Here is a 24,654-nt window from a genome sequence, read left to right as displayed (position 1 = left end):
TATCGAGAAGCCGGATGTCACCGGGCGGTGCCCTGGCGCCCGCGCATCGGGTCGAAGACCCGTCCCGCCATCACCAGCGCGCCCTCGACCAGCAGCGCGAGCACGGCGACGAGGAACGCGCCGGCCACCACCTGCGGGGTGTCCTGCAGGCTGAATCCGGCGGTGATGATCCGGCCCAGTCCGCCCTCGCCGGCCGCCGCGGCGAGCGTCGCCGTGGCGATGATCTGCACCGTCGCGGACCGCACCCCGGTCATGATCAGCGGATACGCCAGCGGCAGTTCGACCTGGCGGAACACCTGGCCACCGCTCATGCCCATCCCGCGGGCCGCCTCCACGACGGACCGGTCCACCTCGCTCATGCCGATGTACGCGTTCGTCAGCAGCGGCGGCACGGCGAACAGCACCAGCGCGATGAGCGTGGGCAGGTCCCCGTGCCGGCCGAGCGGGGTGAGGGTGAGCAGGACGAGCACGGCGAGCGTGGGCACCGCCCGCCCCACGTTGGAGAGGTTCACGGCCAGCGCGCCCCCCTTGCCGATGTGCCCGAGCCACAGCGCGAGCGGCAGCGCGACGAGACAGGAGACGGCGAGCGTGACCCCGCTGAAGTACAGATGCTCGGTGAGCCGGTGCCAGACGCCCTTGTCGCCCTGCCAGTTCGCACCGGTCGTCAGCCAGTCGTACGCACCCGATACCGCGTTCACGCCGCTTCAGCCACCTTCGCCGGGGCCGCACGCCGCCGTATTCGGGGGGCGCGGGTCACCCGCGCCCAGGGGGTGAGCAGCCGCTGGAGCCCGAGCAGCAGCAGATCGGCGGCCAGGGCCAGCAGCACGCAGATCACGGACGCGGTGAGCACCTGCGCCTTGAAGTCGCTGTGGAGGCCGCTGACGATGAGCGTGCCGAGGCCGCCGTAGTCCACGATGTACCCGACGGTCGTCAGGGCCACGGTCGAGACGGTGGCGATGCGGATCCCGGCGAGGACCGAGGGCAGCGCCAGCGGCAGTTCGACCTCCCAGAGCAGCCGCGCGGATCCGTAGCCCAGACCTCGGGCGGCCTCGCGGGCCTCCTCCGGGACGGCGTGCAGCCCGGCGAGGATGTTCCGTACGAGGATCGTCAGGGAGTACAGGACGAGTCCCGTGACGACCAGGGAGGCCGAGAGGCCGAACAGGGGCAGCAGCAGCGAGAACATTGCGAGTGAGGGGACCGAGTACAGGACGGTCGTCAGACCGAGGATCGGTCCGGCGAAGGCGCGGAACCGGCGGGCCAGCAGCGCCAGCGGGAAGGCCACGACGACACCGATCGCCACGGAGACCACGGTGATCCACACGTGCTGCACCGTCGCGTCGGTGAGCTCCTGGCTGCGGGAGCGGACGTACTCCCCGCAGATCCAGTCGTTGGCCACCAGGCAGTTCTGCTCGCTCACTCCGTCCCACCTCCCCCACATCATCGAACGTATGTCAGTGGACCGCACGCCCGCACATCGTTTTGACTTGCTGGCGACCCTAACGCCGACCACTGACAATGGCCGAGAGTCGCCGTACGAGCGAAACACCGTCTTCACACAACGTCCGCCGTCCGCGGCCACAATGGGGAGCCATGATCCGGTTCGAGAACGTCACCAAGCGGTACGCGGACGGCACCACGGCCGTCGACGACCTGTCCTTCGAGGTCGCCGAGGGGGAGCTGGTCACGCTGGTCGGCCCCTCGGGCTGCGGCAAGACCACCACGATGAAGATGGTGAACCGGCTCATCGAACCGTCGAGCGGCCGGATATATCTGGACGGCGAGGACATATCCACCGTCGACCCCGTCCGGCTCCGCCGCCGTATCGGCTACGTCATCCAGCAGGTCGGCCTCTTCCCGCACAAGACGGTGCTGGACAACACGGCGACCGTCCCGCACCTGCTCGGCGTCAAGCGGGCCAAGGCCCGCGAGCGCGCGGCCGAGCTGCTCGACCTGGTCGGTCTCGACCCGTCCGTCTACGGCGGCCGGTACCCCGAGCAGCTGTCCGGCGGCCAGCGCCAGCGCGTCGGCGTGGCCCGCGCCCTGGCCGCCGACCCGCCCGTACTGCTCATGGACGAGCCGTTCGGCGCGGTCGACCCGGTGGTGCGCGAGCACCTGCAGAACGAGTTCCTGAGGCTCCAGCAGTCCGTGCGCAAGACGGTCCTGTTCGTCACGCACGACATCGAGGAGGCCGTACGCCTCGGCGACCGCATCGCCGTCTACGGCGCCGGCCGCATCGAGCAGTTCGACACCCCGTCCGCCGTCCTGGGCGCCCCGGCGACCGGCTACGTGGCGGACTTCGTGGGCGCGGACCGGGGCCTGAAGCGGCTCTCGGTGACGCCCATCGAGGAGAGCGACCTCGACCAGCCGCCCGTGGTGCGCCTCGACGATCCGCTGCCCGCCGGGCTCGACGCGCCCTGGGCGGTCGTCCTGGACGCGAACGGCGACCTGCACGGCTGGATCTCCGCCGACCACGCGCGCGGGCGGACCGGCACGGTCAGGGAGCACGCCCGCCGCATGGAGGCCTGGCTGCCGGTGGGCGCGTCCCTGAAGCAGGCGTTCTCGACGATGCTCCAGCACGACGCCGGCTGGATCGCCGTCATCGACGAGAACAGCGAGGGCCGCTTCCTGGGCGTCCTCACCCCCGCCCGGCTGCACGAGGCCCTGCGCCGCTCGACGGCCGCGGACGCCCGGGACATCGCCCGCGCGGACGTTGATCTGGAGACGGTCAGCGGCTCCTGAGGCCGCCGGCCGCCCGAGCCGCGGGCCCTTCGCCGTTGGCCCTTCGCCGTGGGCGTCCCGGGCCCCGCGGTGCTCAGCGGTCGCTCAGCCGTCCGCTGATCCACTGGAGGGTCCCGGGGATCTCGCGCCGCCAGGTGTTGAAGTTGTGTCCGCCGCTGTCGAGGATGACCGACGCGATCCGGGTCGGCGGCCTCGACTTCACCAGCTCTATGAACTTCAGCGTGTCCCGGTAGTTCGCCTCCCCCTGTCTGCTGCTGGTGACGAGCAGTGAGGTGTCGGGCGCTGGCCGGTGCCTGAGGTACCACCACAGGTCGGCGTGGTCGCGCAGCGCGTCGTCCCCGTGGAAGAGGTCGCCCGTCGTGGGGTCGGTGGGCGCCCGGTAGTACGGCGAGAGTCCCGCCCCCGCGGCGTACGTCCCGGGGTGGTGGACGGCGAGTTTCAGCGCGCAGTACCCGCCCGTGGAGTCACCCACGACACCCCAGCTGCCGGGCTTCCTGCCCACCCGGTAGTGGGCCGCCACGGCGTCGGGGAGGTCCTTGGCGAAGAAGGACTCGGCCTGCGGGCCGCCGGGTACGTCGACGCACTCGGTGTCCCGCGGCGGCGCCACGGTCGGCCGCAGCATGACCAGGATCATCGGCTGGATCTTCCCGTCCTTGGCCATCGCGTGCGCCGTCTGCGGGTAGTGCAGCCCCTTGATGAGCGCCTCGGCGGTGCCCGGGTAGCCGGTGAGGACGGTGACGGCCGGGAACGTGCGGGTGCGGTAGCGCGGCTGGAAGTACTCCGGCGGCAGGTACACGTACGCGGGCGTGGCGATGTGGGTCGTACGGCCGACCACGTCGACCTTCTGGATCTGGCCGCCGACCTGCGGACGCGCCCCGCCCGACACGTTCACCCGCTGGGTGGCGACCACCTGGAGGGGGCCGCCGCCCGCCCCGCCGGGGCCGTGGTCGACGACCACGCCCTGACCGCTCTCCCGGCCGAACAGATCCGCCCAACTGGCGTAGAAGCCGAAGGCCTGGTTGGCGCAGAGCCCGACGGCGGAGAAGACCGCGACCTGGGTGGCCAGCAGCAGCCCGACCCGGCCGCTGACGGCCCGCCAGGTGTGCCGCGCCAGCCGCGGCCACAGCCACACCGTGCCGACGAACAGCAGCACGGCGGCCACGACCGCCAGTACCAGCACCTTGTTGCTCGTGAGACCCATGGGCTCTTCCTGCCTGCGCTTTCCGGTCCCGGGCGCGCGCCACGCCTCTTCGCGGACGCTTGCCCGGGACTTTCCCTGCCTTTTGAAACGGCTTTCCGGAAGGGAGTGAACCTGTCTCCCCAAGACACCGTCCTAGAGGGCGCAATGTCGCCGGATGCCGGATTGGCACCGGATTCACGGTCTCTCGCGGAACTACGGGATGCGATGTCTGTCAGGATAGATGGGGAAATGTCCGGCACGGTTCCGGACCGGCCGCACAAGACGCGGCGACTGCTCCGCGGCCCGAGCGCCGAGGCCGCCCCCACGCTGGTCGCCCGGGCCTGCGCCCTCGTAGGACTCCTGGACATCTCCGCCGGTGTCTTCCCGCGCTTCCGGCACAGCCGCATGCACACGCTGGCCGAGGTACTGCCGGGCGCGCTGGGCCCGTTCGCCGCCGCGCTGTCGCTCAGTGCCGGCGTGCTCCTGCTGCTCCTGGCGCACGGGCTGCGCCGTCACAAGCGCCGGGCGTGGCGGGCCGCCGTCGTCCTGCTGCCGGCCGGTGCCGTGGCCCAGTTCGCGTACCGGCACTCCCTCATCGGCGTCGCCATCTCCCTCGCGCTGCTCGTGCCGCTGCTGCGCCACCGCGACGAGTTCGCCGCCCTGCCCGACCCGCGCAGCCGGTGGCGGGCCCTCGCCAACTTCGTCCTGATGGGCGCCGGTTCACTCGCCCTCGGACTGGTCATCGTCAGCGTCCACTCCGACCGGATGACCGGGGACCCCAGCCTCGCCGACCGCATCCAGCACGTGCTGTTCGGCCTCTTCGGCTTCTCCGGTCCCGTCGACTACACGGGACCCACCTCCTGGACGGTCGCCTTCTCCCTCGGCGCGCTCGGCCTCCTGACCGCCGTCACCACGATCCACCTCGCCTTCCGCCCCGAACACCCCGCCGCGCGGCTCACCCCGGACGACGAGAGCCGGCTGCGCGCCCTGCTGGAACGGCACGGCGGCCGCGACTCCCTCGGCCACTTCGCGCTCCGCCGCGACAAGGCCGTCGTCTTCTCCCCCAGCGGCAAGGCCGCGGTCACCTACCGCGTCGTGTCGGGTGTGATGCTCGCGAGCGGCGACCCGATCGGCGATGTGGAGGCCTGGCCCGGCGCCATCGAGCGCTTCATGGACGAGGCGCGAGCCCACTCCTGGACGCCCGCCGTCATGGGCTGTTCGGAGACGGGCGGTGAGGTGTGGACGCGCGAGACCGGGCTGGACGCCCTCGAACTGGGCGACGAGGCGGTGGTGGACGTCGCGGATTTCAGCCTGTCCGGGCGCGCGATGCGCAATGTGCGCCAGATGGTGAAGCGCATCGAGCGGGCCGGTTACGAAACCCGCGTCCGGCGCGTCCGTGACCTCGGCGAGGGCGAACTCGACCGGATACGCCGGGCGGCCGAGGACTGGCGCGGCACCGACACCGAACGCGGCTTCTCCATGGCGCTGGGCCGCATCGGCGACCCCGCGGACGGTGACTGCCTGATCGCCACCGCACACAAGGCCGACGCCCGGCCGGGCCCGTACGGCGATCTCAAGGCCGTCCTGCACTTCGTCCCGTGGGGTGCCGACGGCGTCTCGCTCGACCTCATGCGCCGCGACCGCGCGGCCGACCCCGGCATGAACGAACTCCTCATCGTGGCCGCCCTGCAGGCGGCCCCCCGCCTTGGCATCGCACACGTGTCCCTGAACTTCGCGATGTTCCGCGCGGCGCTGGCCCGTGGCGAGAAGATCGGGGCGGGGCCGGTGCTGCGCGCCTGGCGGGGCCTGCTGGTCTTCCTGTCCCGCTGGTTCCAGATCGAGTCCCTGTACAAGTTCAACGCCAAGTTCCGGCCCCGCTGGGAGCCCCGCTTCGTCGTCTACCGCTCCTCCGGCGAACTCCCGCGGATCGGCCTCGCGGCCATGCAGGCGGAAGGTTTCGTGAACCTGGCCCTGCCCCGGCTGCTGCGCCGCCGTACGCCGGTACCCCGCCTCCCCTGCGCACACGGCGTCACGGAGCGGGAGATCCGCCCGGCGTGAGCCCCGGGGACGTGCCGGGGCGGGAGGCCTCCCGGGGGCCCCGCCGTCCGCAGGGCCCGCCGACGGCGGGGACGGGCCGGGGAAGCGGCCCGCCCCCGGAGGCCTAGGGCTTGTCTGACAATTCCCGTCTGCCTCGCGACGCCATGCACGCCTCTCGCCGCACCGGGCGCAGACCCAAGTACGTCCAGTACGAGGCTCTACGCCCGGCACGCCGAGAGCACGCACCTGACGCCGCGAGGCCGCCCTCCGGGCGACGACGGGAATTGTCAGACAAGCCCTAGGCTGGACGTATGAGCACCAAGAGCGGGCGCGGCGAAGTCGCGGGGCTGCCGGTATGGGACCGCTGCGCGGTCATGGGCGTCGTCAACGTGACGCCCGACTCCTTCTCCGACGGGGGCCGCTGGTTCGACACGACGGCCGCCGTCAAGCACGGCCTGGGTCTGGTCGCCGAGGGCGCCGACCTGGTGGACGTCGGCGGTGAGTCGACCCGTCCCGGGGCCACCCGCGTCGACGAGGCCGAGGAACTGCGGCGCGTCGTCCCCGTCGTGCGGGGACTGGCCTCGGAGGGCGTGACCGTCTCGGTCGACACCATGCGCGCCTCGGTCGCCGAGCAGTCCCTCGCCGCCGGGGCCGCCCTCGTCAACGACGTCAGCGGCGGCCTCGCCGACCCCGCGATGATCCCGGTCGTCGCCGCCGCAGGCGCCCCCTTCGTGGTCATGCACTGGCGCGGCTTCCTCTCGGGCGGGAACGTCGAGGGCTCGTACGAGGACGTCGTCTCCGAAGTCGTCGACGAACTCCACGCGCGCGTGGAGGCCGTTCTGGCGGGCGGTGTCGCCCCCGACCGGATCGTCCTGGACCCCGGCCTCGGCTTCTCCAAGGAGGCCGGCCACGATCTGTCCCTGCTGGCCCACCTGGACCGGCTGCTGGCCCTCGGCCACCCGCTGCTCGTCGCGGCCTCCCGCAAACGTTTCCTCGGTCGTGTCCTGGCGGGCCCCGGGGGCGCCCCGCCGCCCGCCCGCGAACGGGACGCCGCCACCGCCGCCGTCTCCGCGCTCGCCGCCCAGCAGGGCGCCTGGGCCGTCCGCGTCCACGAGGTGCGGGCCACCGCCGACGCCGTCCGGGTCGCCCGTGCCGTGGAGGGTGCCCGCGCCGACACGCCCGACCGGGCCGCGGGCACCGTCCCCGGCACCGCGGTCCGGGACGCCGGCCCGCACGAGCCGGGCGGAGCGGGAGACCGGTGAGCGCGCCCCACACCGACGTCGAGCAGGTGGAGCTCGCCAACACCGCCTACTACGAGGCGATGGAGCGGGGCGACTTCGACGAAGTGTCCTCCCTCTGGATCACACCGTCGGATCTCGGCCACGATGAAGACGTCCACGACCCGGCGGACGCCGCCGTGATCTCCTGCGTCCACCCCGGCTGGCCCGTGCTGTTCGGCCGCGGCGAGGTCCTCAGGTCGTACGCGCTGATCATGGCGAACACCGAGTACATCCAGTTCTTCCTGACCGACGTCCACGTCTCCGTCACCGGCGACACCGCCCTGGTGACCTGCACCGAGAACATCCTGAGCGGCGGTCCGCCGCCGGCCGACGGCGACGAGCTGGGCCCGCTCGTGGGCCAGCTCGTCGTCGCCACCAACGTGTTCCACCGCACACCGGACGGCTGGAAGCTCTGGTCGCACCACGCCTCGCCCGTACTGGCCGAATCCGATGCCGAGGACGACGAGGACACACCCGGTTGAGTGGGTAGGCGCGCAACAGCGGTTCGAACCACGGGGCCCTGGGTAGGGGCGGCTACCAACCCGTGAGCCGCCGTGTTCCCCATGGGAAACGCCCGGTGCGGCCCCGGCGGCCTCGCACCGGGCACCCCACCCGTGGCCGAGCACCGTCAGTGCCCGCAGGTAGATTCCCCTGAGGCTGGTGCGCCGACCGCACTCGGTACGCACCCGCCGCCACCGACGATTGCAGGAGTGATTCGCGTGGATCGTGTCGCGCTGCGCGGCCTGAAGGCCCGTGGGCACCACGGCGTCTTCCCCAGGGAGCGCGAGGAGGGCCAGACCTTCATCGTGGACCTGGCGCTGGGCCTGGACACCCGACCGGCCGCGGCCGACGACGACCTGACGAAGACCGTGCACTACGGCATCGTGGCCGAGGAGGTCGTGGCGGTCGTCGAGGGCGAGCCCGTCGATCTCATCGAGACGCTCGCCGAGCGCATCGCCCAGACCTGTCTGAAGCACGAGGGGGTCCTGGAGGTCGAGGTCTGCGTCCACAAACCGGACGCGCCGATCACGGTCCCCTTCGACGACGTGACCGTCACCATCACCCGGAGCCGAGTATGACCGCCTTCTTCACCGGGGGTCAGAGCGACCCGACCGTCCAGCCGGTGCCGCCCTCCGTGGTCGAGCGGGTCGACGCCGCCGACATCACCCTGAACAACCCGAAGCGCGCGGTGATCTCCCTCGGGTCGAACCTGGGCAACCGCCTGGAGACCCTCCAGGGGGCCGTCGACGCCCTGGAGGACACCCCAGGCGTCCGCGTCAAGGCCGTCTCCCCCGTCTACGAGACCGAGCCCTGGGGCGTGTCCCCGGACAGCCAGCCCGCCTACTTCAACGCGGTCGTGGTCCTCAAGACCACCCTTCCGCCCTCGTCCCTGCTGGAGCGGGCGCACGCGGTGGAGGAGGCCTTCAACCGCGTCCGCGACGAGCGCTGGGGCCCCCGCACGATCGACGTGGACATCATCGCCTACGACGGTGTCGTCTCCGACGAGCCCGAGCTGACGCTGCCCCACCCGCGCGCACACGAACGCGCGTTCGTCCTCGCGCCCTGGCACGATGTGGACCCCGAGGCCCAGTTGCCCGGGCACGGCTCCGTGGCCGGTCTCCTCGGCTCCCTCAGCCGGGACGGTGTCACGCCCCGAGCCGACCTGGAACTCCGGCTGCCCGAGTAGTCGTTAAGGTCAGGACGACCGACCAAGGCCGGCTTACCGAAGGGGCAACGTGAAAGAGCTGCGCATCAGGACGCTGGCTGCCGTGTTCGTCGTGGCCGGCGTCCTGTCCTGGGCGGGCGCCCGCCTGTGGAACGCGGTGGGGACCCTCCCCCGGGTCCCGCTGGCCGCCCCCGTCGTCCTCGCCCTGATCGCCGTCGTCCTGCTCGCCACGGCGCTCTCGCTGCGCGCCCGCCTCCGGGCCCAGCGCGAGCGCCGGCCGGGTGCCAAGGGCGTCGACCCGCTGATGGCCGCCCGCGCCGTCGTCTTCGGCCAGGCCAGCGCCCTCGTCGCCGCCCTGGTCTCCGGTATGTACGGCGGCACGGGCGCCTTCCTGCTGGAGTCCCTGGAGGTCCCCGCCCGCCGCGACCAGGCCGTCTACGCGGGCTTCTCGGTCCTCGCCGGCATCGGCGTCATCGCCGCCGCCTTCTTCCTGGAGCGCGTCTGCAAGCTCCCGGAGGACGACGACGAGAACGACGGGACGGCCGCGGCGGCCTAGGCACGCCGCGCGGGCATCCCTGGAGCCGCCATCGCGCGGGGCCCGGGGCCCGGACGCGGGTCAGTACCGAAGCGGGCCCCGACGTCGGTCAGCGGGCCATGATCAGGCTCATCGCCTCGTTGCGGGTGGCCGGGTCGCGCAGCTGCCCGCGCACCGCCGACGTGATGGTCTTGGCCCCCGGCTTGCGCACACCCCGCATGGACATGCACATGTGCTCGCACTCCACGACGACGATCACCCCACGCGGCTCCAGGATCGCCATCAGCGAGTCGGCGACCTGCGTCGTCAGCCGCTCCTGCACCTGGGGGCGGCGGGCGTAGACGTCCACCAGACGGGCCAGCTTCGACAGACCCGTGATCTTGCCGTCGACGGACGGGATGTACCCGACGTGGGCCACCCCGACGAACGGCACGAGGTGGTGCTCGCAGGAGCTGAGGACCTCGATGTCCTTCACCAGGACCATCTCGTCGTGCCCGATGTCGAACGTCGTCGTGAGCACGTCCTCGGGCTTCTGCCACAGCCCCGCGAATATCTCCCGGTACGCCCGGGCGACCCGCCCCGGCGTCTCGCGCAGGCCCTCGCGGTCCGGGTCCTCGCCGACCGCGATGAGCAGCTCGCGCACGGCGTTCTCGGCACGCTTCTCGTCGAACACGCCGATCGTGCCCTCGCCGTCCAGCGTCACGGGGTCGGTCATCTGTTCCTCGTTCCTTGGCCTCTCACGCGTGTGACTCGACGCGTGATCACTCCGGGCATCAGAAATGCCGCATCCCCCAGGCTAGAACCTGGGGGATGCGGCATCCATTCCGGGCCTGGTGAGGCCGCCGGGAGCCGGGACATCAGCTCTCGGGGCGCTCCTCCGGGGCGGTCTCCGTCGAGGGGACGGACTCCGTCGCGCCGGCGATGGCGGCGGAGGTGCCGTTCGCCCCGTTCGTCAGCGACAGCTCCTTGGGGGAGAGCACCGGCGGGCGGGTGGACGGCGTGCGCCGGGAGGAACCGGTCCACGCGGGGCGGGCCGGGCGCTTGACGATGGGAGTGAAGATCTCGGCGATCTGCTCCTTGCCCAGCGTCTCCTTCTCCAGCAGCTGAAGCACCAGGTTGTCGAGGACGTCGCGGTTCTCGACCAGGATCTCCCAGGCCTCGTTGTGCGCGTTCTCGATGAGCTTCTTGACCTCTTCGTCGACGAGCGCGGCGACCTCTTCCGAGTAGTCGCGCTGGTGCGCCATCTCCCGGCCGAGGAACGGCTCGGTGTTGTCGCCGCCGAACTTGATCGCGCCGAGGCGCTCGGTCATGCCGTACTGCGTGACCATCGCGCGGGCCGTCGCCGTGGCCTTCTCGATGTCGTTCGCGGCACCCGTGGTCGGGTCGTGGAAGACGAGTTCCTCGGCAGCGCGGCCGCCCAGCATGTACGCGAGCTGGTCCAGCATCTCGTTGCGCGTGGTCGAGTACTTGTCCTCGTCCGGCAGGACCATCGTGTAACCGAGGGCCCGGCCGCGCGACAGGATCGTGATCTTGTGCACCGGGTCGGAGTTCGGGGACGCCGCCGCGACCAGGGCGTGACCGCCCTCGTGGTACGCGGTGATCTTCTTCTCCTTGTCCGACATGATCCGGGTCCGCTTCTGCGGGCCCGCGACCACACGGTCGATCGCCTCGTCGAGCATGTTGTTGTCGATGAGCTTCTGGTTGCTGCGCGCCGTGAGGAGCGCGGCTTCGTTCAGCACGTTCGCCAGGTCCGCACCGGTGAAACCCGGGGTGCGGCGCGCGACGGCGGACAGATCGACGTCCGGGGCGACCGGCTTGCCCTTCTGGTGGACCTTGAGGATCTCCAGACGGCCCTGCATGTCCGGGCGGTCGACCGCGATCTGGCGGTCGAAGCGGCCGGGGCGCAGCAGCGCCGGGTCGAGGATGTCGGGCCGGTTCGTGGCGGCGATGAGGATCACGCCGCCCTTCACGTCGAAGCCGTCCATCTCGACGAGCAGCTGGTTCAGGGTCTGCTCGCGCTCGTCGTGACCGCCGCCGAGGCCGGCACCACGATGACGGCCGACCGCGTCGATCTCGTCGACGAAGACGATCGCCGGAGCGTTCGCCTTGGCCTGCTCGAACAGGTCACGGACCCGGGAGGCACCGACACCGACGAACATCTCGACGAAGTCGGAACCGGAGATCGAGTAGAAGGGAACACCCGCCTCACCCGCGACGGCGCGGGCGAGCAGCGTCTTGCCGGTGCCGGGCGGGCCGTAGAGGAGCACACCCTTGGGGATCTTCGCCCCGACGGCCTGGAACTTCGCCGGCTCCTGCAGGAACTCCTTGATCTCGTGGAGTTCCTCGACCGCCTCGTCCGAGCCCGCGACGTCCGAGAACGTCGTCTTCGGGGTGTCCTTGGTGATGAGCTTCGCCTTGGACTTCCCGAAGTTCATGACCCGGGAGCCGCCGCCCTGCATCTGATTCATCAGGAACAGGAAGACGACGACGATGAGGACGAAGGGAAGCAGGGACAGCAGGATGCCCACGAACGGGTTCTGCTTGGACGGCGAAACGGTGTAGCCGTCCGAAATCTGCTTGTTCTGGTATTTGTCCTGGAGGGTGGTGGCGAGGGCCACACCCTGGTCGCCGATGTAGCTCGCCTGGATCTTCGAGCTGCCGTCGACCTTCTCACCGTCCTTGAGCGAGGCCTTGATGACCTGCTCGTCGCCGGTGGTGATCTTGGCCGACTCGACCTTGTTGTCATTGATCGCCTGGACGACCTGGCCGGTGTCCACTGTCTTGTAGCCGCCGGACGAGCCGACGACCTGCATCAACACGACCACGGCAAGGACGGCCAGCACGATCCACATGACCGGCCCACGGAAGTATCGCTTCACGTCCATCCATACGGAGCGGAGCCGCCCCGTCCCTCCTGCCATAGTGAGTTTGACAAAGACTTGTAAAGACTGTTCTTCGGACGGTACCCCAGCATTGTCACCCGAAGTCGCAGGGGACGACTGTCAATCCCGCCCACGCATGCTCCAACGGCGCGGAACCCGCTGGGGTTCCCGATCGTCCTGTGAAGAACGGCACCGTGCCCGTCAGCCGCCGTAGACGTGGGGCGCGAGCGTACCGACGAACGGGAGGTTGCGGTACTTCTCGGCGTAGTCGAGGCCGTAGCCGATGACGAACTCGTTCGGGATGTCGAAGCCGACCCACTCCACGTCGATCGCGACCTTGGCCGCCTCCGGCTTGCGCAGCAGCGTGCACACCTTGAGGGAGGCCGGCTCGCGGGAGCCGAGGTTGGAGATCAGCCAGGACAGGGTCAGACCCGAGTCGATGATGTCCTCGACGATCAGGACGTGCTTGCCCTTGATGTCGGTGTCGAGGTCCTTGAGGATCCGCACCACGCCGGAGGACTGGGTGCCCGCGCCGTACGAGGACACGGCCATCCAGTCCATCGTGACGGGGGTGGACAGCGCACGTGCCAGGTCCGCCATGACCATCACCGCGCCCTTGAGGACACCGACGATCAGCAGGTCCTTGCCCGCGTACTCCGCGTCGATCTTCGCGGCCAGCTCGGCCAGCTTCGCGTCGATCTCTTCCTTGGTGATGAGCACCGACTTGAGGTCGGTGCCCATGTCTTTCGCGTCCACCCGCATCACTTTCGGTCGTCCGTCCCAACGGCCGCTCGGACCGCCCTCACCCCGCGTAAGCGGTCCCCGGGAGCCACGCGAGCGGCTCCGGCGGAGGGTCCGGTTCAGCCTTGCCGGATCACCAGTCTGCCACCCTGCCGCCGGGCGACGACTTTGCCCGGGAGATTGAGGGCTCCCTGGCCGCGCCATCCGGTGATCAGCCGGTCCATCTCCTGGACGTGCCGGGCGAACAGCGAGCCGGCCGGTGCGCCCGCCTCGATGGCCGCGCGGCGCAGGATGCGGCGGCGCACGGCGGGTGGCAGGGCGTAGAGCTTGGCGCACTCCAGGAGGCCGGCGGGGTCGCGCACGGACGTCTCCGCCTGCCGGGCCCAGGCGTCGAGGGCATCCGCGTCGTCGCGTGAGAGCTGGGCCGTACGGGCGAGTGCCTCGACGACTCCTTTGCCGAGCGCCTTCTCCAGCGCGGGCAGCCCCTCGTGGCGCAGCCGGGAGCGGGTGTAGGCCGGGTCGGCGTTGTGCGGGTCGTCCCAGACGGGGAGCGACTGGGCCATGCAGGCCTTGCGGGCGGTCTGCCGGTCCAGGTGCAGGAACGGGCGCCGGTAGCGGCCGTCGGCCCCCGAGACCGCGGCCATTCCGGACAGGGAGCGGATGCCGGAGCCGCGGGCCAGGCCGAGCAGGACGGTTTCCGCTTGGTCGTCGCGGGTGTGGCCGAGCAGGACCGCGGCGGCTCCGTGGCGTTCGGCGGCGGCGTCCAGGGCGGCGTAGCGGGCGTCGCGGGCGGCGGCTTCGGGCCCGCCGTCGCGGCCGACGGTGACGGCGACGGACTCGGCGGGCCCCAGCCCCAGCTCGGTCAGGCGCAGGACGACCTCGTCGGCGCGCAGGCCGGAGCCGGGCTGCAGGCCGTGGTCGACGGTGATGCCGCCGGCCCGGATGCCGAGTTTGGGGGCCTCGAAGGCGAGGGCGGAGGCGAGCGCCATGGAGTCGGCGCCGCCGGAGCACGCCACGAGCACGAGCGGCGGGGGCTGTTCGTGCGGGGTGTCCGCGGACGCGGCGGTGCCGCGGGCGCGCCGGCCGGCCGGGGCCGGGACGCGTTCGCCGCTGCCGAGGGCCGCGGGGCGTACGGCGGTGGTGGAGGGCGCGCACCCGGCGCAGGAGGCGGGCGTGCGCCCGGCGTCCGGGGAGGGTGCGTGCTCGGTGAGGATGTCGTGGAGTACGCGGCGAACCGCCAGGCGTATCGCCGCGACCGCAGGATGGGGACCCATGTCCGGTTCCCTTCATGAAGTTTTCGGGGGGTGAACCCGGTGTCGGTCACTCAGAGTGTGTAGATGGTGACAGAACCGGGCCGTTCCCCGAGCATTGCACGCCTACTCCTGGCTCACGGTCCCTCGGACGGGTGATTGAAGGGGCGTTCGCCTGCCGTCGGCCGGATTCGTTTCATGCCCCCCGCGGGCAGCTTCACGACTCCGCCGTGCGGTGCACCCGGGTGACCCAGTCCGCCGGTTTGGCGATCTCCGCCTTGGTCGGGAGCGTGTTCGGGGAGGTCCAGACGCGGTTGAAGCCGTCCATGCCGACCTGTTCGACGACCGCGCGGACGAACCGCTCGCCGTCCCGGTACTGCCTGAGCTTGGCGTCGAGGCCGAGCAGCTTGCGCAGGGCGAGGTCCAGGCGGGAGGCGCCCGCGGCGCGGCGCTGCTGGAACTTCTCGCGGATCTCGGCGACGGACGGGACGACGGCGGGGCCGACGCCGTCCATCACGAAGTCGGCATGCCCTTCGAGCAGGGACATGACGGCGGTGAGGCGGCCGAGGATCTCGCGCTGGGCGGGCGTCTGCACCAGTTCGACGAGGGACCGGCCGCCGTCCTCGCCCTCCTCGCCCTCGGGGCGGCCGCCGACGAGGGACTGCGCGGCTTCCCTGATCCGCTCCAGGACGGTCATCGGGTCGACGTCGGTCTCCGCCAGGAAAGACTGGATTTCGCCCTCGAGGTGGTCACGCAGCCAGGGCACGGCCGTGAACTGGGTGCGGTGCGTCTCCTCGTGCAGGCAGACCCAGAGGCGGAAGTCGTGGGGCTGGACGTCGAGTTCGCGCTCCACGTGCACGATGTTCGGGGCGACCAGGAGGAGCCTGCCGCCGCCGTTCGCACCGGCCGGAAGGTCGCGGGTGGCGGGGGCGAAGGTCTCGTACTGCCCGAGGACCCGCGACGACAGGAACGACAGGAGCATGCCCAGCTCGACGCCGGTGACCTTGCCGCCGACGGCTCCGAAGACGGCTCCGCCGGCGCCGTTGCCGCGCCGTTCCTGCATCTTGTCCAAAAGCGGCTTGAGGAGTTCCCGGAACCCGGCGACGTTCGCCCGGACCCAGCCGGGGCGGTCGACGACGAGGACGGGGGTGTCGTGCACGCCGTCCACACCCAACCGGGTGAAGCCGCGGACGTGTTCCTCCGAGGCCTTCGCGTGCCGCCGCAGCTCCGCGACGACGGCCCTGGCCTCGTCGCGGCTCACCTCGGGGCCCGGCCTCACGAGCCGGGTCGCGGTCGCCACCGCGAGATTCCAGTCGACCATCTGGGCACCACCGATGCTCGTCATGCGTCAACCGTACGTGAGGGCGTCCGGGTGCGGTGAGGGGTGCGCCGCCGGGCGTGCGCCCGCCCCGTGGTCCCGGGCCCCCGCGAGGGCCCCCGGTGCCTCGGGGCGGCCGGGGCGCTGCCGCTACCGGCAGCCGCAGGCCGCCAGGGCCGACGCCGAGCGGTCCAGGGCCGATTGGGCGCTCGTGCGGTCCGTGGTCCCGGAGGCGAGGAACGCGAAGGCCAGCAGGCGTCCCTCGGTGTCGACCACCGTGCCGGCCAGCGCGTTGACCCCCGTCAGGGTGCCGGTCTTGGCGCGTACGACTCCGGTGGCCGGGCGGTCCGCGCCGTCCGCGTAGCGCTGGCTGAGGGTGCCCGTGAAGCCTGCCACCGGCAGCCCGGTGAGGGCGGGGCGCAGCTCCGGGCGGGCGGGGTCACCGGCCTTCGCGAGCAGGGCGGTCAGCAGTTCGGCAGACAGCCTGTCCGAACGATTCAGGCCACTTCCGTCCGCGAAAACGGCGCCGTGCAGGGGCATGTCCAGTTTCTTCAGCTGGGCGCGGATCGCGGTCCCGCCGCCCTTGAAGCTCGCCGGTTCGCCGGAGGCGAGGGCGGTCTGCCGGGCGAGGGCCTCGGCGATGTCGTTGTCGCTGTTGGTGAGCATCCGCTCGACGAGGGCGGACAACGGCGGGGAGGCGACCTCGGCGAGGGTGCTGGAGCGGCCGGTCGCCTTGGAGGGGCCGGGCGCGGTCGTCTCGATGCCCTCGGCCTCCAGGAGTTCGGCGAACTTGCGCGCCGCGTCCGCCGCCGGGTCGGGGCTGCGTCCCGCCGCGCCGCTGGAGGAGTCGTCGAGGCGGCCCTCGTCGACCATCAGCGGCGTGACCTGGGCGAGATTGCCCTCGACCCCGCTGGGGGGCTGACCCGAGCCCGCGTACAGCGAGGTGTCGTACGAGAGCGTCACCTTCTCCCGCTTGCGGGCCTTGAGCGTGCGGGCGGTGTCGGCGGCCAGGGTGCGCAGGCTCGCCCAGCCCCCGTCGGTCTTCTTCCGGGCGGTCAGGGTCGGGTCGCCGCCGCCGACCAGCACGACCTCTCCGGTGTCGGGCTCCAGGGCGGCGCGGGTCGTGATGCGGTGGTCGGCGCCTGCCGCGGTGAGCGCGGCGACGGCGGTGGCGATCTTCGTGGTGGATGCGGGAGTCAGTGCCTCGCCCGCGCCCGTGCCGTACAGCCGCCGGCCGGTCGCGACGTCGACGACGACGGCCGAGCGCCGCGTACCGAGGGAAGGATTCTGCAGAAGCGGGTCGAGGACGCCGGCGAGGGCCCTCTCGGCGGGCGGACGCGCCGGACCGGTGGCACCGCTCAGGGCGGCCAGGACGGACGCGGCGCTGGGCGCGGGCCGGGGTCCGCCGGGCGCCGCACCGGGGTCGCGGCCGTGATCTGTGCCACCCTGCCGGTTCAGCGCTGCGGCCCGGTCGCGCTCCGCCGTACGCTGACCCGAGGAGTCCCAGGGACCGGCCGCGGTCGCCAGCCCGGCCGCGAGCGCGAGGCCCACGGTGGCGGCTACGGCCGTGAGCTGCACGGTCGTGACCTTCACGGGGCGCGGCCGGACGGCTCGGGTGACCCGCACGACGTGCGGTGCCACGGTTCGCGCGACCCGCGCCACATGCGGTCTCGCGGCCCGCCAAGCCCTCAGCTCTGGCACGATCACCAGCCCCTTTCGCGATCACACACCTGCGTGAGGGACACTTAACCACCAGAACTATGTGCTGATCATGGAGGAGCCACCGGTGGAGTTCGACGTCACGATCGAGATTCCGAAGGGTTCGCGGAACAAGTACGAGGTGGACCACGAGACCGGTCGGATCCGCCTGGACCGTCGACTCTTCACTTCGACCAGTTACCCGGCCGACTACGGCTTCGTCGAGAACACCCTCGGCGAGGACGGCGACCCGCTGGACGCGCTGGTCATCCTGGACGAGCCGACCTTCCCCGGTTGCCTCATCCAGTGCCGCACGATCGGCATGTTCCGCATGACCGACGAGGCGGGCGGCGACGACAAGCTGCTGTGCGTCCCGGCGCACGACCCGCGGGTGGAGCACCTGCGCGACATCCACCACGTCTCCGAGTTCGACCGCCTGGAGATCCAGCACTTCTTCGAGGTCTACAAGGACCTGGAGCCCGGCAAGTCCGTCGAGGGCGCCAACTGGGTGGGCCGCACCGAGGCCGAGGCCGAGATCGAGCGTTCCTACAAGCGCTTCAAGGAGTCCGGCGGTCACTGACCTGCCACTTCTTCCCGAGCGGGCCGTGCGACCCTGAGAGGGCCGCGCGGCCCGTTCGCGTTTCCGTACGCATACTGAGGCGTACGGAAGGTACGGGTGAAGCCGTACGGAAAGTACGCGTGAGGCGTACGCGCACATGCACGAGAGGCAAGGCAGGGGCTGGTGACGGACCCGCAGGCGGAAGACCGCACACCGCAGTCGGACGACGCGAGGAGTGCGTTCGCCCCACCGGCCGGTGTGGTGGCGCCGCAGGCCCCGGTGGCCGAGGACGAGTCGTCCACGACGTCGGAGTTCGCACTGCCCAAGGGTCTCGACGTCCCGCACGCGGTCCCCGGCGACACCGAGGGATCGGCGTTCAACACCCCGCGCACCTACAGCGCGAAGCACGCGCCGCCCGCCTTCACCCCGGCGGCCGGCCTGCCCGTGGTCAGGCTGACCAAGGACGCGCCCTGGCAGGACCGGATGCGCACCATGCTGCGCATGCCGGTGACCGAACGTCCGGCGCCGGAACCGGTGTCCAAGGAGGACGACTCGGGGCCGGCCGTCCCGCGCGTGCTGGACCTGACGCTGCGTATCGGCGAGCTGCTGCTGGCGGGCGGCGAGGGCGCCGAGGACGTGGAGGCGGCGATGTTCGCCGTCTGCCGCTCCTACGGCCTGGACCGCTGCGAACCGAACGTCACGTTCACCCTGCTGTCGATCTCGCACCAGCCGTCCCTCGTCGACGACCCGGTGACGGCCTCCCGGACGGTGCGGCGCCGCGGCACCGACTACACCCGGCTCGCGGCCGTGTACCGGCTCGTGGACGACCTCAGCGACGCGGAGACCGCGATCTCCCTGGAGGAGGCCTACGGCCGCCTCGCGGAGATCCGCCGCAATCGCCACCCGTACCCCGGCTGGGTGCTGACCGCGGCGGGCGGGCTGCTCGCGGGAGCGGCCTCGGTGCTCGTCGGCGGTGACGTCTTCGTGTTCGTCGCCGCGGCGCTGGGCGCGATGCTGGGCGACCGGCTGGCGTGGCTCTGCGCGGGGCGCGGACTGCCGGAGTTCTACCAGTTCACGGTGGCCGCGATGCCACCGGCGGCGATCGGGGTCGCCCTCCAGCTGTCGGGGGCGGGCGTGAAGGCGTCCGCGGTGATCACCGGTGGGCTCTTCGCGCTGCTGCCGGGAAGAGCGCTGGTCGCGGGCGTCCAGGACGGCCTCACCGGTTTCTACATCACCGCGTCCGCGCGCCTGCTGGAGGTCATGTACTTCTTCGTCGGCATCGTCACGGGCGTGCTGCTGGTCCTGTACTTCGGCGTGAAGCTGGGCGCCGAGCTGAATCCGGACCAGGCCCTCGGCGTGTCCGAGCGGCCGGTGCTCCAGCTCGTCGCGTCGATGCTGCTGTCGCTCACCTTCGCGGTGCTGCTCCAGCAGGAGCGCTCCACCGTGCTGGCGGTGACCCTCAACGGCGGTGTGGCCTGGGCGGTGTACGGCGCTATGCACTACGTGGGTGACATCTCACCGGTCGCCTCCACCGCGGTGGCCGCCGGTCTGGTGGGCCTGTTCGGGCAGCTGCTGTCCCGCTACCGGTTCGCGTCGGCGCTGCCGTACACGACGGCCGCGATCGGCCCCCTGCTGCCCGGTTCGGCCACGTACTTCGGGCTGCTGGCCATCGCGCAGAACGACGTCGACAAGGGTCTGGTGTCCCTGACCAAGGCGGCCGCCCTGGCGATGGCCATCGCCATCGGGGTGAACCTCGGCTCCGAGATCTCCCGCCTCTTCCTGCGGGTGCCGGGCGGGGACGCCGCGAGCCGCCGCGCCGCCAAGCGGACGCGTGGCTTCTGAGTCCGTACTGCGGCGGAGCGGTCCCCGGGCGTCCCGGCGGCGTCCCGGGGCGGGCGTTCAGCGCTTGGCGTGGCGGCCGCGCGGGCTCTGCGGAGCCTGGGCCGGAGCGGCCGAGGCGGCGGCCTTCCTGCCCTTGCCGCGGGCCCGCAGGTACTCGATGGCGATCGGGACCACCGAGACGAGGACGATCAGGATCAGGATCGCCTCGATGTTCTTGTGCACGAACTCGATGTTGCCGAGCCAGTAGCCGAGCAGCGTCACCCCCGCGCCCCACAGGACGCCACCGATGATGTTGAAGGTGATGAACGAGCGGTACCGCATGCCGCTGACGCCGGCGATGATCGGGGTGAACGTGCGCACGATGGGCACGAAGCGGGCCAGGACCAGGGACTTGGGGCCGTACTTCTCGAAGAACTCGTGGGCCTTGACCACGTTCTCCTGCTTGAAGAGGCGGGAGTCCGGGCGGGTGAAGAGCGAGGGGCCGACCTTCTTGCCGAAGAGATAGCCGGCCTGGTCGCCGGCGATCGCGGCGAGGCAGATCAGCGCGACGGCCGCCCACAGGGGGAAGTCCAGCTGCTTCGACGCGATCAGCAGACCGCAGGTGAACAGCAGCGAGTCGCCCGGCAGGAAGAAGCCGATGAGCAGACCCGACTCCGCGAAGACGATGAGCAGCAGGCCCCAGATACCGAAACTGTCCAGGAGGGTGTTCGGATCCAGCCAGCTTGGTCCAAGGGCAAGCGTCGTCACGGTTCCGGGCTCCTGAGGGTGAAGGATGGGTACGGCGGTGAGGTTCGGCCGTCCCAAAGCTATCAACGTCGGGTTTCCCCGCCAGGTTCCACGGGTGCCTCCAGGATGCACTGTGCCCCTACTGGGACAAAGCTGTGAGGCATGGGAATCGAAGACTACGGCGGCGGCATCGGCCCCCAGTCCGACGTACTGGTCGTGACGACGAACGATGTGCCGGGCCATCGCGTCGAGCAGGTCATCGGGGAGGTGTTCGGTCTCACCGTGCGCTCACGGCACCTGGGCAGCCAGATCGGGGCGGGCCTGAAGTCGATGATCGGCGGCGAGCTGAAAGGCCTCACCAAGACGCTCGTGGAGACCCGCAACCAGGCCATGGAGCGACTCGTCGACCAGGCACGCGCGCGGGGCGCCAACGGCGTGCTGATGTTCCGCTTCGACGTGTCGGAGGCCGCCGACGTCGGCACGGAGGTGTGCGCGTACGGGACGGCGGTGGTCCTGGCCCGGGAGTGACCCCGGGCCGGGCCGTGGCCCGGGAGTGACCCCGGGCCGGGCCGTCAGGCGTGCCGTTCGGCGTTCGCCGTGATCGCGTCCCGCAGGTGCTCGGCGAGCCCCGGCCGCACGGAGTCGTAGAACTCCTTGAACCGCTCGTCGGAGACGTACATCTCACCGAGCCCCCGGTGGATCTCGTACGAGCACGTGTAGAACCACCGGGTGATGTGCCGGCGGTGCTCCTCGGCCAGGTCCATGGCCCGCTCGCCGGCCGGGGGCTCGCCCGCCGCCATGACGGCGTCGTAGCGCGCGCCCCAGGCGGCGACCTCGGCCTGCATCCGCTTCCAGTCGTCCTTGGTGTAGCGGGCGGTCCTGCGCTGCGACTCGGCGTACGCCTCCGTGCCGCCCCAGCGCCGCTCGGCCTCCTCCGCGTGCGCGGCGGGGTCCTTGTCCCCGAAGACCTCGAACTTCTCCTCGGGCGTGAGATCGATGCCCATCGTGTGTGCCTCCATGGCGTGCTCCACGGCCGCGGCCATCCGCCGCAGCTTCTCGATCCGGGCGGTCAGCAGCTCGTGCTGGCGGCGCAGATGCGCGCGCGGGTCCGCTTTTCCGGTGGCCTGCTCGTCGAGCAGGGCCGCGACCCGGTCCAGCGGAAAGCCGAGCTCCCGGTAGAACAGGATCTGCTGCAGCCGGTCGAGGTCGGCGTCGCCGTAGCGCCGGTGTCCCGCGTGGCTGCGCTCGCTCGGTGCGAGCAGGCCGATCTCGTCGTAGTGGTGCAGCGTGCGCACCGTGACCCCGGCGAAACCGGCGACCTGGCCCACTGAGTAACTCACTTCCGCTCCTTCTCCGGTACGCCTCCAGGCTGGCGCCTCACGTCGCGTGAGGTGCAAGCCGGAATTCCCCCGGATGTTATGAGGCTTTTGCCCGCTTAAGGTGTGGATCGTGAGCACCGAAGCCCCGGCGGCGCCGGGCCGGACCCCCGTCCGGCGTCTGCTGCCGCTGATCGTGCCCTCCGTCGTCGTCGGCGCCGCCGCGGCGCTGGTCCTGCTGGCCGTGAGCGCGGTCGCCGGACAGCTCCAGGACGTCCTGTGGGAGACCCTCCCGGACGCCCTCGGCGTCGGCCGCTACTCCGCGTTCTGGATGCTCGTGGTGCTCACCGCGACCGGTGTCGCCGTGGGGCTGGCCGTGTGGAAGGTGCCGGGGCACGCGGGTCCCGACCCGGCGGCCAGCGGCCTGGTCGACCCGCCGCTGCCGCCCGGCGTGCTGCCCGGGCTGCTCCTCGTCACCGTCCTGGCCCTGGCGGGCGGGGTCAGTCTCGGCCCCGAGAACCCGATCACGGCCGCCAACATCGCCCTGGCGTGCTGGCTGGGCACCCGGGTCGCTCCCGGCTCCCCCGCCCTGCTGTGGATGTCGCTGGCGGCCGCGGGCACGGTCGGCGCGCTGTTCGGCACCCCGGTGGCGGCCGCGCTGATCTTCTCCGAGGTGCTGGCCGGGCGGCCGGGACCCGGCGCCCTGTGGGACCGGCTGCTGCCACCGCTGCTCGCCGGCGGCACGGGCGCGGTGACCGTGACCCTGCTCGCCCACCCGAGCTTCGACCTGTCCCTGCCCGACTACCCGGGCCCGCACTGGGGCGACCTGCCGGGCGCCTTCCTCGTCGCCTCGGCCGCGGCGGTGGTCGGCATGGCCGCGGTGTACGCCCTCCCGTACGTCCACGGCGCCTTCGCGCGGCTCCGGCGTCCGTGGCTGGCGATTCCCCTGGGCGGGCTGGTGCTCGGCCTGCTGGGCGCGCTGGGCGGGCATCTGACGCTCTTCAAGGGCCTGGACGAGGTGAAGGTGCTGGCCGCGGACCCCGACGGCTGGTCGGCGGGCGGGTTCGCGCTGATGACCGTGGTGAAACTGGCCGCGCTGCTCGTCGCCACCTCGTGCGGGTTCCGCGGCGGCCGGATCTTCCCGTCGGTCTTCGCCGGGGTGGCCCTCGGCCTGTGCGCCCACGCACTGGTGCCCCAGGTGCAGGTCACGCTCGCCGTGGTCTGCGCCGTCCTCGGGATCCTGCTCGCCGTCACCCGGCAGGGCTGGATCAGCCTGTTCACCGCGGCCGTCCTGGCCGCCGACACGACCGTACTGCCGCTGCTGGCGCTGGCGTCCGTACCGGCCTGGCTGCTGGTGACGGGCCGGCCGCAGATGCAGCTGCACGACGACGGGACCGCGCTCCGCTGACCCGCTCCCCCGACCTCGACCGCACCCCATCCGCAACCTCATCCGCACGGAGGCGACATGGCGCTCCACAAAGGCCCCGGACAGTCCGAGTCCAACGACCGTCCCCTGTACGTCAACCCCTTCTACGGGCAGACCAACCCGGTCAGCGGGATGGCCGAGGCCCCGCCCAAGCACCGGCTCCCGGACGGCCCGCTGCCGCCCACCACGGCGTACCAGCTCGTCCACGACGAGCTCATGCTGGACGGGAACTCCCGGCTCAACCTCGCCACCTTCGTCACCACCTGGATGGAACCCCAGGCCGGGGTGCTGATGGCGGACTGCCGCGACAAGAACATGATCGACAAGGACGAGTACCCGCGCACCGCCGAGCTGGAGCGGCGCTGCGTGGCGATGCTGGCCGACCTGTGGCACGCGCCCGACCCGGCCGCCGCCGTGGGCTGTTCGACGACCGGGTCGAGCGAGGCGTGCATGCTCGCCGGGATGGCGCTCAAGCGGCGCTGGGCCCGGCGGAACGCGGACCGGTACCCCGGGGCCCGCCCGAACCTGGTGATGGGCGTGAACGTCCAGGTCTGCTGGGACAAGTTCTGCAACTTCTGGGAGGTCGAGGCGCGGCAGGTGCCCATGGAGGGCGACCGCTTCCACCTCGACCCGAAGGCCGCCGCCGAGCTGTGCGACGAGAACACCATCGGGGTGGTGGGCGTCCTCGGCTCCACCTTCGACGGGTCGTACGAGCCGATCGCCGACCTGTGCGCGGCACTCGACGAGCTCCAGGAGCGCACGGGCCTGGACGTCCCCGTCCATGTGGACGGCGCCTCCGGGGCGATGGTGGCGCCCTTCCTCGACGAGGACGTGGTGTGGGACTTCCGGCTGCCGCGGGTGTCGTCCATCAACACCTCGGGGCACAAGTACGGGCTGGTCTACCCCGGGGTCGGCTGGGCGCTGTGGCGGGACAAGGAGACGCTGCCCGAGGAGCTCGTCTTCCGGGTCAACTACCTGGGCGGTGACATGCCGACCTTCGCCCTGAACTTCTCCCGGCCGGGCGCGCAGGTCGTGGCGCAGTACTACACGTTCCTGCGGCTGGGCCGCGAGGGCTACCGGGCCGTGCAGCAGACGACCCGGGACGTGGCCCGCGAACTCGCCGGGCGCGTCGAGGCCCTGGACGACTTCCGGCTGCTCACCCGGGGCGACGAGCTGCCGGTCTTCGCCTTCACGACGGCGCCCGGGGTGACGGCGTACGACGTCTTCGACGTGTCCCGGCGGCTGCGGGAGCGCGGCTGGCTGGTGCCCGCGTACACCTTCCCGCCGAACCGGGAGGACCTGTCCGTACTGCGCGTGGTGTGCCGCAACGGCTTCTCGATGGACCTCGCCGAGCTCTTCGTGGACGACCTGAGCCGGCTCCTGCCCGAACTGCGCCGGCAGCCGCGTCCGTCCACCCACGACAAGGAAGCGGCCACCGGCTTCCACCACTGAGGCCCCC

The 24,654-nt window shown here is 71.6% G+C and carries 22 protein-coding genes and 1 pseudogene; 12 read left to right on the top strand and 11 right to left on the bottom strand.

The window, feature by feature from the left end; translation table 11 throughout:
- Nucleotides 1-17 precede the first annotated feature (17 nt).
- Together ACFYP4_RS15175 and ACFYP4_RS15170 are read right to left on the bottom strand one after the other, a co-directional pair.
- The gene (locus tag ACFYP4_RS15175) at nucleotides 18-698 is read right to left on the bottom strand and encodes an ABC transporter permease (protein WP_358854742.1); all 681 of its coding nucleotides are present in this window, start codon (nucleotides 696-698) and stop codon (nucleotides 18-20) included.
- The gene (locus ACFYP4_RS15170; protein ID WP_358854741.1) at nucleotides 695-1,417 is read right to left on the bottom strand and encodes an ABC transporter permease; all 723 of its coding nucleotides are present in this window, start codon (nucleotides 1,415-1,417) and stop codon (nucleotides 695-697) included. Before ACFYP4_RS15170 ends, ACFYP4_RS15175 begins: the two co-directional genes overlap by 4 nt.
- Nucleotides 1,418-1,590: 173 nt before the next feature.
- Between ACFYP4_RS15170 and ACFYP4_RS15165 the strand changes: the two genes are divergently transcribed.
- A complete protein-coding gene (locus ACFYP4_RS15165) occupies nucleotides 1,591-2,739 on the top strand; it encodes a betaine/proline/choline family ABC transporter ATP-binding protein (protein WP_358854740.1) in 1,149 nt (382 codons plus the stop codon).
- A gap of 73 nt (nucleotides 2,740-2,812) precedes the next feature.
- Here ACFYP4_RS15165 and ACFYP4_RS15160 read toward each other — a convergent pair whose 3' ends face one another.
- The gene (locus ACFYP4_RS15160) at nucleotides 2,813-3,940 is read right to left on the bottom strand and encodes an alpha/beta hydrolase (RefSeq protein ID WP_388785633.1); all 1,128 of its coding nucleotides are present in this window, start codon (nucleotides 3,938-3,940) and stop codon (nucleotides 2,813-2,815) included.
- A 228-nt stretch (nucleotides 3,941-4,168) separates the two neighbouring features.
- Here ACFYP4_RS15160 and ACFYP4_RS15155 point away from each other — a divergent pair, with 228 nt between their 5' ends.
- The 6 genes from ACFYP4_RS15155 (at nucleotide 4,169) to ACFYP4_RS15130 (ending at nucleotide 9,458) form a co-directional block, all read left to right on the top strand.
- Nucleotides 4,169-5,977, top strand: a complete 1,809-nt coding sequence (locus ACFYP4_RS15155; RefSeq protein WP_358854738.1) for a phosphatidylglycerol lysyltransferase domain-containing protein — start codon at nucleotides 4,169-4,171, stop codon at nucleotides 5,975-5,977.
- A gap of 290 nt (nucleotides 5,978-6,267) precedes the next feature.
- Entirely contained in the window at nucleotides 6,268-7,218 is a 951-nt protein-coding gene (gene folP, locus ACFYP4_RS15150) for a dihydropteroate synthase (RefSeq protein ID WP_388785631.1), read from the top strand.
- The gene (locus ACFYP4_RS15145; protein WP_358854736.1) at nucleotides 7,215-7,718 is read left to right on the top strand and encodes a nuclear transport factor 2 family protein; all 504 of its coding nucleotides are present in this window, start codon (nucleotides 7,215-7,217) and stop codon (nucleotides 7,716-7,718) included. The genes folP and ACFYP4_RS15145 overlap by 4 nt, the downstream gene beginning before the upstream one ends.
- Before the next feature lie 237 nt (nucleotides 7,719-7,955).
- Nucleotides 7,956-8,315 (top strand): dihydroneopterin aldolase, encoded by a 360-nt coding sequence (gene folB / locus ACFYP4_RS15140; RefSeq protein WP_358854735.1) that lies wholly within the window; start codon nucleotides 7,956-7,958, stop codon nucleotides 8,313-8,315.
- Nucleotides 8,312-8,923 (top strand): 2-amino-4-hydroxy-6-hydroxymethyldihydropteridine diphosphokinase, encoded by a 612-nt coding sequence (folK, locus tag ACFYP4_RS15135; protein ID WP_358854734.1) that lies wholly within the window; start codon nucleotides 8,312-8,314, stop codon nucleotides 8,921-8,923. Before folB ends, folK begins: the two co-directional genes overlap by 4 nt.
- Before the next feature lie 49 nt (nucleotides 8,924-8,972).
- A complete protein-coding gene (locus ACFYP4_RS15130; protein ID WP_358854733.1) occupies nucleotides 8,973-9,458 on the top strand; it encodes a DUF3180 domain-containing protein in 486 nt (161 codons plus the stop codon).
- Between the two features lie 88 nt (nucleotides 9,459-9,546).
- Here ACFYP4_RS15130 and folE read toward each other — a convergent pair whose 3' ends face one another.
- The 6 genes from folE to dacB all read right to left on the bottom strand — a co-directional run bounded on the left by folE (nucleotide 9,547) and on the right by dacB (nucleotide 17,335).
- Nucleotides 9,547-10,152, bottom strand: coding sequence for a GTP cyclohydrolase I FolE (gene folE / locus ACFYP4_RS15125; protein WP_358854732.1), 606 nt, complete (start codon nucleotides 10,150-10,152; stop codon nucleotides 9,547-9,549).
- 142 nt (nucleotides 10,153-10,294) lie between these two features.
- Nucleotides 10,295-12,322: an ATP-dependent zinc metalloprotease FtsH gene (gene ftsH / locus ACFYP4_RS15120; RefSeq protein WP_388785627.1), complete on the bottom strand. Its 2,028-nt coding sequence runs from the start codon at nucleotides 12,320-12,322 to the stop codon at nucleotides 10,295-10,297.
- Nucleotides 12,323-12,520: 198 nt separating this feature from the next.
- Nucleotides 12,521-13,081 (bottom strand): hypoxanthine phosphoribosyltransferase, encoded by a 561-nt coding sequence (hpt, locus tag ACFYP4_RS15115; protein ID WP_010986089.1) that lies wholly within the window; start codon nucleotides 13,079-13,081, stop codon nucleotides 12,521-12,523.
- A gap of 98 nt (nucleotides 13,082-13,179) precedes the next feature.
- Nucleotides 13,180-14,334 (bottom strand): tRNA lysidine(34) synthetase TilS, encoded by a 1,155-nt coding sequence (tilS, locus tag ACFYP4_RS15110; RefSeq protein ID WP_388785625.1) that lies wholly within the window; start codon nucleotides 14,332-14,334, stop codon nucleotides 13,180-13,182.
- 193 nt (nucleotides 14,335-14,527) lie between these two features.
- A complete protein-coding gene (locus ACFYP4_RS15105; RefSeq protein WP_358854729.1) occupies nucleotides 14,528-15,655 on the bottom strand; it encodes a zinc-dependent metalloprotease in 1,128 nt (375 codons plus the stop codon).
- 123 nt (nucleotides 15,656-15,778) lie between these two features.
- On the bottom strand, nucleotides 15,779-17,335 hold the full coding sequence (gene dacB / locus ACFYP4_RS15100; protein ID WP_358854728.1) for a D-alanyl-D-alanine carboxypeptidase/D-alanyl-D-alanine-endopeptidase: 1,557 nt from the start codon (nucleotides 17,333-17,335) through the stop codon (nucleotides 15,779-15,781).
- A 79-nt stretch (nucleotides 17,336-17,414) separates the two neighbouring features.
- Between dacB and ACFYP4_RS15095 the strand changes: the two genes are divergently transcribed.
- Both ACFYP4_RS15095 and ACFYP4_RS15090 read left to right on the top strand, forming a co-directional pair.
- Nucleotides 17,415-17,906, top strand: a complete 492-nt coding sequence (locus tag ACFYP4_RS15095) for an inorganic diphosphatase (protein WP_121406362.1) — start codon at nucleotides 17,415-17,417, stop codon at nucleotides 17,904-17,906.
- Between the two features lie 162 nt (nucleotides 17,907-18,068).
- Nucleotides 18,069-19,727 carry a threonine/serine exporter family protein gene (locus ACFYP4_RS15090; protein ID WP_358854727.1) on the top strand — a complete coding sequence of 553 codons (1,659 nt, stop codon included), beginning with the start codon at nucleotides 18,069-18,071 and terminating at the stop codon, nucleotides 19,725-19,727.
- A 119-nt stretch (nucleotides 19,728-19,846) separates the two neighbouring features.
- Here ACFYP4_RS15090 and ACFYP4_RS15085 read toward each other — a convergent pair.
- Nucleotides 19,847-20,474 (bottom strand): annotated as a pseudogene (locus tag ACFYP4_RS15085) (DedA family protein); the annotation flags it as partial.
- Nucleotides 20,475-20,615: 141 nt separating this feature from the next.
- On the opposite strand from ACFYP4_RS15085, the gene ACFYP4_RS15080 reads away from it, so the two are divergent.
- On the top strand, nucleotides 20,616-20,981 hold the full coding sequence (locus tag ACFYP4_RS15080) for a YbjQ family protein (RefSeq protein WP_358854726.1): 366 nt from the start codon (nucleotides 20,616-20,618) through the stop codon (nucleotides 20,979-20,981).
- A gap of 44 nt (nucleotides 20,982-21,025) precedes the next feature.
- On the opposite strand, the gene ACFYP4_RS15075 is transcribed toward ACFYP4_RS15080, so the two are convergent.
- On the bottom strand, nucleotides 21,026-21,793 hold the full coding sequence (locus ACFYP4_RS15075; RefSeq protein WP_388785622.1) for a MerR family transcriptional regulator: 768 nt from the start codon (nucleotides 21,791-21,793) through the stop codon (nucleotides 21,026-21,028).
- A gap of 109 nt (nucleotides 21,794-21,902) precedes the next feature.
- Between ACFYP4_RS15075 and ACFYP4_RS15070 the strand changes: the two genes are divergently transcribed.
- Both ACFYP4_RS15070 and ACFYP4_RS15065 read left to right on the top strand, forming a co-directional pair.
- Nucleotides 21,903-23,177: an ion channel protein gene (locus tag ACFYP4_RS15070; RefSeq protein WP_388785620.1), complete on the top strand. Its 1,275-nt coding sequence runs from the start codon at nucleotides 21,903-21,905 to the stop codon at nucleotides 23,175-23,177.
- Nucleotides 23,178-23,234: 57 nt separating this feature from the next.
- Nucleotides 23,235-24,647 (top strand): glutamate decarboxylase, encoded by a 1,413-nt coding sequence (locus tag ACFYP4_RS15065; RefSeq protein ID WP_388785618.1) that lies wholly within the window; start codon nucleotides 23,235-23,237, stop codon nucleotides 24,645-24,647.
- The last annotated feature ends 7 nt before the right edge of the window (nucleotides 24,648-24,654 follow it).

It is taken from the genome of Streptomyces sp. NPDC005551, assembly GCF_042871785.1.
In the GTDB taxonomy this organism is placed as follows: Bacteria; Actinomycetota; Actinomycetes; order Streptomycetales; family Streptomycetaceae; genus Streptomyces.
The sequence above is the reverse complement of the archived record's forward strand: the minus strand, read 5'-3'. Positions and strand labels throughout refer to the sequence as shown.

Excerpts from the sequence above, each read along its gene's own strand:
- ACFYP4_RS15160 (WP_388785633.1), bottom strand. The coding sequence starts at position 3,940 with ATGGGTCTCACGAGCAACAAGGTGCTGGTACTGGCGGTCGTGGCCGCC.
- ACFYP4_RS15065 (WP_388785618.1), top strand. The coding sequence starts at position 23,235 with ATGGCGCTCCACAAAGGCCCCGGACAGTCCGAGTCCAACGACCGTCCC.
- folP (WP_388785631.1), top strand. The coding sequence starts at position 6,268 with ATGAGCACCAAGAGCGGGCGCGGCGAAGTCGCGGGGCTGCCGGTATGG.
- ACFYP4_RS15165 (WP_358854740.1), top strand. The coding sequence starts at position 1,591 with ATGATCCGGTTCGAGAACGTCACCAAGCGGTACGCGGACGGCACCACG.
- folK (WP_358854734.1), top strand. The coding sequence starts at position 8,312 with ATGACCGCCTTCTTCACCGGGGGTCAGAGCGACCCGACCGTCCAGCCG.
- hpt (WP_010986089.1), bottom strand. The coding sequence starts at position 13,081 with ATGCGGGTGGACGCGAAAGACATGGGCACCGACCTCAAGTCGGTGCTC.
- ftsH (WP_388785627.1), bottom strand. The coding sequence starts at position 12,322 with ATGGACGTGAAGCGATACTTCCGTGGGCCGGTCATGTGGATCGTGCTG.
- ACFYP4_RS15155 (WP_358854738.1), top strand. The coding sequence starts at position 4,169 with ATGTCCGGCACGGTTCCGGACCGGCCGCACAAGACGCGGCGACTGCTC.
- ACFYP4_RS15105 (WP_358854729.1), bottom strand. The coding sequence starts at position 15,655 with ATGACGAGCATCGGTGGTGCCCAGATGGTCGACTGGAATCTCGCGGTG.
- tilS (WP_388785625.1), bottom strand. The coding sequence starts at position 14,334 with ATGGGTCCCCATCCTGCGGTCGCGGCGATACGCCTGGCGGTTCGCCGC.
- folE (WP_358854732.1), bottom strand. The coding sequence starts at position 10,152 with ATGACCGACCCCGTGACGCTGGACGGCGAGGGCACGATCGGCGTGTTC.
- ACFYP4_RS15080 (WP_358854726.1), top strand. The coding sequence starts at position 20,616 with ATGGGAATCGAAGACTACGGCGGCGGCATCGGCCCCCAGTCCGACGTA.